This is a genomic window from Vibrio sp. VPAP30 (genome assembly GCF_001188205.1).
GTDB classification, from domain to species: domain Bacteria; phylum Pseudomonadota; class Gammaproteobacteria; order Enterobacterales; family Vibrionaceae; genus Vibrio; species Vibrio bivalvicida.
Genome location: NZ_LBLS01000005.1, coordinates 1 through 6,000 on the forward strand (window position 1 = coordinate 1; position 6,000 = coordinate 6,000).

General features: G+C 41.7%; 5 protein-coding genes and 1 pseudogene. 5 read left to right on the forward strand and 1 reads right to left on the reverse strand.

Annotated elements, in window-relative coordinates; genetic code table 11:
• From ZX61_RS00040 to ZX61_RS24630, 5 genes and pseudogenes are all read left to right on the forward strand, one after another.
• A pseudogene (locus tag ZX61_RS00040) lies at positions 1-123 on the forward strand (GNAT family N-acetyltransferase); the annotation flags it as partial.
• Positions 124-718: 595 nt separating this feature from the next.
• Complete coding sequence (locus ZX61_RS00050) at positions 719-1,375, forward strand: hypothetical protein (protein ID WP_049842711.1); 657 nt, start codon at positions 719-721, stop codon at positions 1,373-1,375.
• A gap of 144 nt (positions 1,376-1,519) precedes the next feature.
• Positions 1,520-2,179: a Bax inhibitor-1 family protein gene (locus ZX61_RS00055; RefSeq protein ID WP_049842712.1), complete on the forward strand. Its 660-nt coding sequence runs from the start codon at positions 1,520-1,522 to the stop codon at positions 2,177-2,179.
• Between the two features lie 1,030 nt (positions 2,180-3,209).
• The gene (locus ZX61_RS24200) at positions 3,210-3,383 is read left to right on the forward strand and encodes a hypothetical protein (protein ID WP_160316779.1); all 174 of its coding nucleotides are present in this window, start codon (positions 3,210-3,212) and stop codon (positions 3,381-3,383) included.
• Positions 3,384-4,189: 806 nt separating this feature from the next.
• Positions 4,190-4,318 carry a hypothetical protein gene (locus tag ZX61_RS24630; protein ID WP_268808132.1) on the forward strand — a complete coding sequence of 43 codons (129 nt, stop codon included), beginning with the start codon at positions 4,190-4,192 and terminating at the stop codon, positions 4,316-4,318.
• A gap of 1,084 nt (positions 4,319-5,402) precedes the next feature.
• On the opposite strand, the gene ZX61_RS00075 is transcribed toward ZX61_RS24630, so the two are convergent.
• Complete coding sequence (locus ZX61_RS00075) at positions 5,403-5,642, reverse strand: RNA recognition motif domain-containing protein (protein ID WP_049842715.1); 240 nt, start codon at positions 5,640-5,642, stop codon at positions 5,403-5,405.
• Positions 5,643-6,000: the final 358 nt, after the last annotated feature.

Sequence of the window (6,000 nt, forward strand, 5' to 3'; positions counted from 1 at the left end):
CTGGCGCTGAAGTTAGGTTTTCAACAAGAAGCAAGGCTAAGAAAAGTACGTTACTATGAAGGCGAGTATTACGATTCAGTGAAATATGGGGTGTTGCGTTCGGAGTGGCAAGAACGCAACTAACAAAGCATTTAAGAGTGATTCGCAACGCTTGGCGTTTTCGCTTCGCTCAAGTATAGCCAAGCGCTGCTCACACCTTAATGCGGCGTTAATAAGCTACTGTTAACGAATAGTTTTTTGGGGTATGTAGTCTTTCATTGGCTGTTCCTTTCTCCGCATAAATTCTCGCTCTCTAGCACGCTTTGAGTTCTGAAGTTCCTTTGACGTAAATGCCATTTGAAAGCATCGAAAGCGCTAATATGCCATCAACCATCTTCGCTCTCAAAGGTTCGTCGTTGTGGCAATTAACTGTTCGTCACTTCAGTGGGTGGCTCGTTCTCTGTCACTTTGGTTTGGCTACTTGCTTAAAGCTGGTTTCTGGAAAGGACAGTGGGTCAGTAGCCAATAAAAACCTGGTTGGTTTGTACTGTTGAGTTCGGTGGTTTGTTTGGGTGTAGAGCACGCGGAAAGTACTTTATTAACAAAGTGTTCAAGCTGGATTCTCAACGCTCGGCGGTTTTGGTTGCAAATTCCCGTGCAGTGATTAAGGTGGCTTTATTAAGTGTTGTGGTGCGTTGCTCACCACTTAACACAGCGTTAGTTTTATAAGGAGATTTTGGTGGTAATTAAAACAGTAGTAGGCTCTCTATATTATGTGTATAAGTATAAAAAACAAATAGCACAAGCGACGGTTATTCCAATACTACTTTCCATGGCCATAGAGTGGTTATTAGCAAGCATAACCAGCGGATTTCTAGTTGTTATTCTGTTAGTACCACAGTTTGTCTTGCCTGCGATAGTTGCGATAAATGTTCATCGGGTCGTAATCAGTGGTGAAAACTCAGTACCTAAGTGGGGCCGATTCAAAATAGGAAAAATTGAACTTCGTTTCATAGGTTACTCAATGCTCATGATTACAGCATTTTTGCCTGTTGTTCTCTTATCTGCATTAGACGTGTCACCTGTTGTTACGCTGTCGCTTATATTTCTGGTCATACTTCCATTAATCTGTAGGCTTTCAATTATTTTCCCTGCTATAGCCGTTGGAAAAGACGCTTCATTGCAATATGCGTGGGAGGTTAGTAAAAGCAACACTCTCTATATATGCGGAGTAATGTTGCTTATGTTTTTATTGAGCATGCTTGTGATTCTGCCAATTGCATTTTTATCGTCGTCTCAGCTACTCCTGGGAGTAATAGGTCAAATCGTAGGGATATTTATTATTGTTTCACTTTCCTTAACGTATAGTCATATTATGAAGGTAAAACAAAACTAACAATCTGCTTAAGACGGACTATCAACGCTCGGCAATTTTAGCTCTAGTTTGGTACAGTGTTTACGGTGGTTAGTTTAAGTGTCGTGGTTTGCGTTGCTAGCCACTTAGCAGGGCGTTATGTGAATTAGAAGGAATATAGAGCAAATGTTTGAACCTGATGTCTTTGAGCGAAGAGATCGTTTTGAGCGTGAAATCAGCAGTAGAACCTATAATCTTATTATTGGTTTGGTTTTATTATGGGGGTTTAGCGTTAATGGCTTCATGGTCGCTACTATTCCTGTTGAAGCCATAGTTGTTTTCCCTATTTGGGTCATTTTGCTAGGATACTTTCTAAGCTGCTTTTTTGGGGTATTTCTTTTTAGCAGTAGCGAAAGTCCGATAGTTAGCTTTATTGGGTATAACTTTGTCGTGATTCCATTTGGCTTGATAATTAACTTAGTAGTTTCAATATATGACCCCAACCTAGTTCTGAAAGCAATTAAAGTAACGGGTATAGTTACCGTTATTATGTTAATCGCTGGAATTCTGTTTCCCTCTTTTTTTAAGCGTATCTATAGCGCTCTTACTCTATCGCTTTTTATTGTGATAGTTATCGAAATGATGCTCGTGTATGGTCTTGGATTACGTCAAAACGGGATAGACTGGGCAGTAGCAATCATCTTTTGTGGCTATATCGGCTACGACTGGGGAAGGGCAAACCAAATACCGAAAACAGTAGACAATGCGGTGGATAGTGCGGCTGCACTCTATATGGATATCATTAATCTATTCTTGCGTGTCCTACGCATAATGGGTCGAAAATAATTCACATAACAAACTGCTCAAGACGGACTACCAACGCTCGGCGATTTTGGTTCTAGTCTGGTACAGTGTTTACGGCGGCTAGTTTAAGTATCGTGTAATGCGTTGCTAGCCACTTAGCAGGGCGTTATGTTTACTTGTATTTCAAAGACTTAAAGGTCTTAGGCTCTCGTTCTTTGTCCCTCTGGCAAATTGTCCCTAGTAGACTCAGCAAATCAGCATTGTCGTCCTAAGTTCTTGCATCTCTCAACCCGTAAAACATGCCAATATTCGTGGGTTGCTTCATTGTCAGGTCGAGTCGGCTAGGTTTAAGTTTCTCTTGCTTAAAGTCGCTTTGAGGTTCTTTGCCAATTAGCGTCCTACCTTGGCAGTTGCCTCGGCAATTCAACAATGTTTTTCGCTTTGGTTGGAAAGAAAGGGTGCTTGTTGAAAGAGAGCAGGGTTGCCTCATTGGGCAGGGAAGTGGACTTACTTGTTTTAGATTGGTCGCCTTTGGCGGTCAAGTTGGTTTCAGCCTTGTGGTTTGCTTCAGAAAACTAGTTAGAAAAAGCAGTCCTTTCTCAAGTAAATCATGTATTTGTGGTAAAACATAACAAGCAATTTAAGAGGGATTCACAACGCTTGGCACTTTTGCTTCTGCTTCAAATTTAATGTTTACGGTACAATGTGTTAGGTTGGGTGGTGGCGTTGTTCACCCCTTAATTAGGCGTTAGCTAGTATTTAAAGAAACTAAGGGCTTAAGTGCTCATGCATACGGGGCTCTAGCTTCACACTTGATAGTCCTTAGGTACAAACTATCTCGCCAGTGGCACTGTTCGAAAAGTGTTTGAATCAACCGAAGTCAGCTTACTGAAGTGGTGTGTTTGTCTAGTTCTTTGGTGTGGCTTCTTGGGTGTTGAAGTGCTGCCGTGGCTAAATCAGTTTTGCGCACTTGGTAGTGGGCTTCTTCGAAAGCATTCTTTCCCAAGCCTATTTCATCAATTGGGTTTTGGTTTGTGAGCTGTCCAATTTACATTATCATCCGAAACCAATAATGTATTTCAAATTTGGCATTTGGGTGAAAGTCTCAACCTCAATCGTAGTAGCTAACAATCTGCTCAAGGCGGACTGTCAACGCGGGGCAATTTTAGTTCAAGTCGGGTATAGTGTTTACGGTGGTTTGGTTAAGTGCGGTGGTCGCGTTGTCAGCCACTTAGCAGGGCGTTAATAAGCTAGCTGTAAACGAATAGTATTTTATGGCAAATAGTTGGTCATATGCTTTTGGTTTAGGCGCTAAGTTTTAGCTGAACTATTCGCTTCGGGTTCGTCGTTTCTTTGGTGTAAATGCCATTTGAAAGCATCGAAAGCGCTAATATGCCAGCAGCCATCTTCACTCTCAAAAGCTCATCGCTGTGGCAATTAACTGTCCGTAACTTCAGTGGGTGGCTCGTTCTCTGAAACCTTAGGTTCGGCGCTTGCTGTCGTTTGTTTTTTGGAAAGCATAGTGGGTCAGCAGCCAGTAAAAATATGGTTGGTTTGTGGTGTTGGGTTCGGTGGTTTGGTTGAGTCTAGAGCGCGCCGAAAGTACTTTATTAACAATGTGTTCAAGCCGGATTCTCAACGCTCGGCAGTTTTGGTTGCAAATTTCAATGCAGTGTTTAAGGTGGCTTAATTAAGTGTGGTGGTTCGTTGTTCACCACTTAACACGTCGTTAGCTAGTATTTGAAGAAACTAAGGGCTTAAGTGATCATGAATACGGGGCTCTAGCTTCACACTTGATAATCCTCAGGTACAAATTATCTCGCCAGTGGCACTGTTCGTGAAGTGGTTGAATCAACCGCAGTCAGCTTACTGAAGTGTTGTGTTTGTTTAGTTCTTTGGTGCGGCTTCTTGGGTGTTGAAATTCTGCGTAACTAAATCTGATTTTCGTGCTTGGTAGTGGGCTTTTTTGAAAGCATTCTCTGCCAAGCATGTTCTAGTAACTGTGTTTTGGGTTTTGAGCTGTCCAGTTTACATGGTCATTTGAAAACAATAATGTATGTCAAATTAGGTGCTTGGGAGAAAAACTCAACCTTCTTCGTAGCAGCTAACAAACTGCTCAAGCCGGACTATCAACGCTCGGCGATTTTGGTTCTAGTCTGGTACAGTGTTTACGGAGGCTAGTTTAAGTATCGTGTTATGCGTTGCTAGCCACTTAGCAGGGCGTTAATAAGCTACTGTTAACGAATAGTTTTTTGGGGTATGTAGTCTTTCATTGGCTGTACCTTTCTCCGCATAAATTCTCGTTCTCTAGCACGCTTTGAGTTCTGAAGTTTCTTTGATGTAAATGCCATTTGAAATCATCGAAAGCGCTAATATGCCAACAACCATCTTCGCTCTCAAAAGTTCTTCGCTGTGGCAATTAACTGTTCGTCACTTCAGTGGGTGGCTCGTTCTCTGTCACTTTGGTTTGGCTACTTGCTTAAAGCTGGTTTCTGGAAAGGACAGTGGGTCAGTAGCCAATAAAAACCTGGTTGGTTTGTACTGTTGAGTTCGGTGGGTTGTTTGGTTGTAGAGCACGCGGAAAGTACTTTATTAACAAAGTGTTCAAGCTGGATTCTCAACGCTCGACGGTTTTGGTTGCAAATTTTAGTGCAGTGATTAAGGTGGCTTTATTAAGTGTCGTGGTGCGTTGCTCACCACTTAACACAGCGTTAATAAGCTAGCTGTAAACGAATAGTATTTTATGGCAAATAGTTGGTCATATGCTTTTGGTTTAGGCGCTAAGTTTTAGCTGAACTATTCGCTTCGGGTTCGTCGTTTCTTTGGTGTAAATGCCATTTGAAAGCATCGAAAGCGCTAATATGCCAGCAGCCATCTTCACTCTCAAAGGTTCATCGTTGTGGCAATTAACTGTCCGTGACTTCAGTGGGTGGCCTGTTCTCTGTCACTTTGGTTTGGCTACTTGCTCAAAGTTGGTTTCTGAAAAGGACAGTGGGTCAGTAGCCAATAAAAATCTGGTTGGTTTGTACTGTTGAGTTCGGTGGGTTGTTTGGGTGTAGAGCGCGCGGAAAGTACTTTATTAACAAAGTGTTCAAGCTGGATTCTCAACGCTCGGCGGTTTTGGTTGCAAATTTTAATGTAGTGATTAAGGTGGCTTTATTAAGTTAAGTGGGGCGTTGTTCACCACTTAACACAGCGTTAGGTACAATCAGGAAAATTTGAAATCGAGCCAGCAAAATGGATGAAAAACTGGCTCTCATTGTTTCTAGTTTTGAGCGAACTTAACTCTGATTTTGCTCTTAGCTACAGTAGAAAGGTTTAATTTTTCAACCGCCGCCTTTGCTTCGTTTTCGTCAGGCATTTCTACAAACGCGAAGCCCTTTGATTGACCTGTTTCTTGGTCGAGTACTAGGTTGCACTCAGTTACAGTGCCGTGAGTAGAGAACAAAACTCGAATTTCTTGTTCTGTAGTTGAACGCTCTAAATTGCGAACTAAAAGTTTCATAATGGTTGCCTAATATAAAATGCGGACTAAGTGTGGCAGGTAATTTACAACAAACCAAGTAAATACATAGCCTGCTTTAAAAATTGTACCTAACAAACTGCTTAAGACGGACTGCCAACGCTCGGCGATTTTACTTCAAAATTTGGTCTGTGTTTAAGGTAGTCTGTTTACGTTTTGTGTTATGTTGTCAGCCACTTAGCAGGGCGTTAATAAGCTACTGTTAACGAATATTTTTTTGGTATGTAGTCTTTCAATGGCTGTACCTTTTTCGGCACAAATTCTCTTTCTCAGCGCGCTCTGAGTTCTCAAGTTTCTTTGACGTAAATGCCATTTGAAAACATCGAAAGCGCTAATATTA

Excerpts from the sequence above, each read along its gene's own strand:
- ZX61_RS00055 (WP_049842712.1), top strand. The coding sequence starts at position 1,520 with ATGTTTGAACCTGATGTCTTTGAGCGAAGAGATCGTTTTGAGCGTGAA.
- ZX61_RS24200 (WP_160316779.1), top strand. The coding sequence starts at position 3,210 with ATGTATTTCAAATTTGGCATTTGGGTGAAAGTCTCAACCTCAATCGTA.
- ZX61_RS24630 (WP_268808132.1), top strand. The coding sequence starts at position 4,190 with ATGTATGTCAAATTAGGTGCTTGGGAGAAAAACTCAACCTTCTTCGTA.
- ZX61_RS00075 (WP_049842715.1), bottom strand. The coding sequence starts at position 5,642 with ATGAAACTTTTAGTTCGCAATTTAGAGCGTTCAACTACAGAACAAGAA.